The 2,284-nt window shown below is 68.0% G+C and carries 2 protein-coding genes and 1 pseudogene; all 3 read left to right on the top strand.

Going from position 1 to position 2,284, the window contains the following annotated elements; translation table 11 throughout:
* Positions 1–109 precede the first annotated feature (109 nt).
* The gene (locus tag ACGFU7_RS47895; RefSeq protein ID WP_329157546.1) at positions 110–1,273 is read left to right on the top strand and encodes a pentapeptide repeat-containing protein; all 1,164 of its coding nucleotides are present in this window, start codon (positions 110–112) and stop codon (positions 1,271–1,273) included.
* Between the two features lie 138 nt (positions 1,274–1,411).
* Positions 1,412–2,119 carry a histone-like nucleoid-structuring protein Lsr2 gene (locus ACGFU7_RS47890; RefSeq protein WP_393705089.1) on the top strand — a complete coding sequence of 236 codons (708 nt, stop codon included), beginning with the start codon at positions 1,412–1,414 and terminating at the stop codon, positions 2,117–2,119.
* A gap of 82 nt (positions 2,120–2,201) precedes the next feature.
* Positions 2,202–2,284 (top strand): annotated as a pseudogene (locus ACGFU7_RS47885) (IS6 family transposase); the annotation flags it as partial.

The following is a 2,284-nucleotide window of genomic DNA, read 5'->3' as shown; positions in this document are numbered from 1 at the left end:
CCGAACTGGCCCTCGTCCGCGATACCGCCCGCTGATCACCCACCAGCCGAGCTGCCAGGCCAGCACGCCCGAAGCTCAATTTCCCCCGAGACCGTAAGCTCCTGTGCCCATGGAGATGGGGGAACCGGACCGCGGGCGGCGGGCATGGCGCGACGGGCTGGTCAGGCGTCGTACAGCCGTGGCTCTGCTGGCCGGGGCGGCGGGGCTGGTCGTTCTAGGCACAGTGTTCGTCCTACTGCCGGGTGTGGTGGTCGACCACGATCTCGCCGGGGCGAGCGTCGCCGCACAGGATCGACTGAAGGCGGTGAACGATGTCCGTACGACGCTTCTGCAGGTGGTCGGCGGCCTGGTCGTGCTCTTCGGCGCGTATGCCACCTGGCGGCAACTGCGGGTGAGTCAGGACGGTTTGCGCGCCACCCAGGAGGGCTACGTCACCGACCGATTCAGCCGGGCCGTCGACCAGCTCGGCAGCGACAAGCTGGATGTGCGCATCGGCGGGTTGCACGCGCTGTGGCGGATCGCGGAGCAGTCCGCCCGCGACCGGGAGGCCATCATCTCCATCCAGGCCGCGTATCTGCGTACGCACCTGCCCTGGCCACCCGCCGGGCCGGAATCACCGGCGGCAGACGTGCCCATCAACGACATCGCACCCCTGGAGACTCGCGCCGCCGACGCCCAGGTGGCGCTGACCGCGCTCGGCGTGCTGTGCCAGCACCGGGAGCAGTCCTGGGTCAATCTCAGCATCACCGACTTGCGCCGGGCCGACTGCGACGGACTCTGGTTCCCCGAGGTCAACTTCGACCGCGCTTGCCTGGAGGCCGCTGGCCTGTACCACGCCAATCTGACCCAGGCGTCCCTGGTCTCGGTCAACCTGCGGCACGCCGACCTCACGACTGCGATTCTCCGCCGGGCTCGCTGCATTCTGGCCGACCTACGGGGCGCGAAGCTGGTCGAAACCGACTTGCGTGACGCCGACTTCACTGAGACCGACCTGCGCGAGGCGAACCTGCGCAAGGCCGTCGCCCACGGCGCGGTCTTCCAACGCGCCGATCTCCGCATGGCCGACTTGCGCGGCACCGACTTGAGCACCGCCAACCTTGTCGAAGCACGCCTGACCGGCGCCGTGGCCAGCGAGCACACCCGCTGGCCCGCCGACTTCGACCACACGGCCGCCGGAGTCGTCGACACCGATGACCCCGGCCCCGAGCCCTCGCCCCTACTCCAGCCCCCGGGGATGACGTGGCAGGCGCCGCCGCTGCGGTCCACTCCCTGACCAAGACGCGCCGGTCAAGACAGCGGCGACCGCGATCCGCCTGACGGCACCACTCCTCCTCAGCGGCGTCCTGATCGCGCAGGGGCCCAGACCGCCAGGCAGATCCGGAACTGGTATCGCTCCCAAGGTCGTAATTCCGTGCCCCTTATCAGCAACCTCACTCAGCTGTCTCCGCCGCCTTCCGACACACCGCCCCCCAGCAACTGGCCGGAAGTGGAGAGCATCCTCGGAGTACGCCTGCCCGCCGACTACAAAGAGATCGCCGACACCTACGGGCCCGGGACCTTCTGCGGCTACCTCCACCTCTACCACCCCTCCGGGGCAACAGAATGGGTCAGCCTCACCGGCCCTATGCCCGCCACCATCCGCACCCAGCTCGAACAAGCACGAGCCCAGGGCCACCCATCCGCACCCTGTGACCCGCAAGACCTGTTCGCCATCGGAGTCACTGACAATGGCGAGTACCTCTTCTGGATCACTGACCCCACCAACGCTCCCGACACCTGGCACGTGGCCGTCAACGAAGCCCGGGGCACACGCTGGTACACCCACGAGGGCAACCTCACCGACTTCCTCACCACCATGCTCAGCGGCCGAGCCACCATCCCCATGTTCCCCAAAGACCTCCTCGGCCACGGCCCCGTCTTCACACCGTCCACGCCCACCACCCGCCAACCGACCACGCAGCCGCACCACCCCGCCTCAGAACCAAACACCACCGCCCACACCCAGGACGTCCGTACCTGGGCCCGCGCCCACGGCTACAACATCCCGGAACGCGGACGCGTCCCCGCGGACATCATCGACGTATGGAAGAAGTCGAACCCACCAGCAGAACCGAGCTGATTGAACTGTCCGTTGGGCGCTGTCACGTTGGCTGACCGGATGGGATGACCTTCGGGTTGATCTGCTGGAGGGGGGATCGTCCGTGGGGAGTGCGTCGCCGTCGTACAGGGGGCACCGGTACCCGGTCGAGGTGATCTCGCACTGTGTGTGGCTGTACTTCCGCTT

This window comes from Streptomyces sp. NPDC048473 (genome assembly GCF_043200155.1).
Taxonomy (GTDB): Bacteria; Actinomycetota; Actinomycetes; order Streptomycetales; family Streptomycetaceae; genus Streptomyces.
This window is presented reverse-complemented; position numbering and strand designations above follow the sequence as displayed.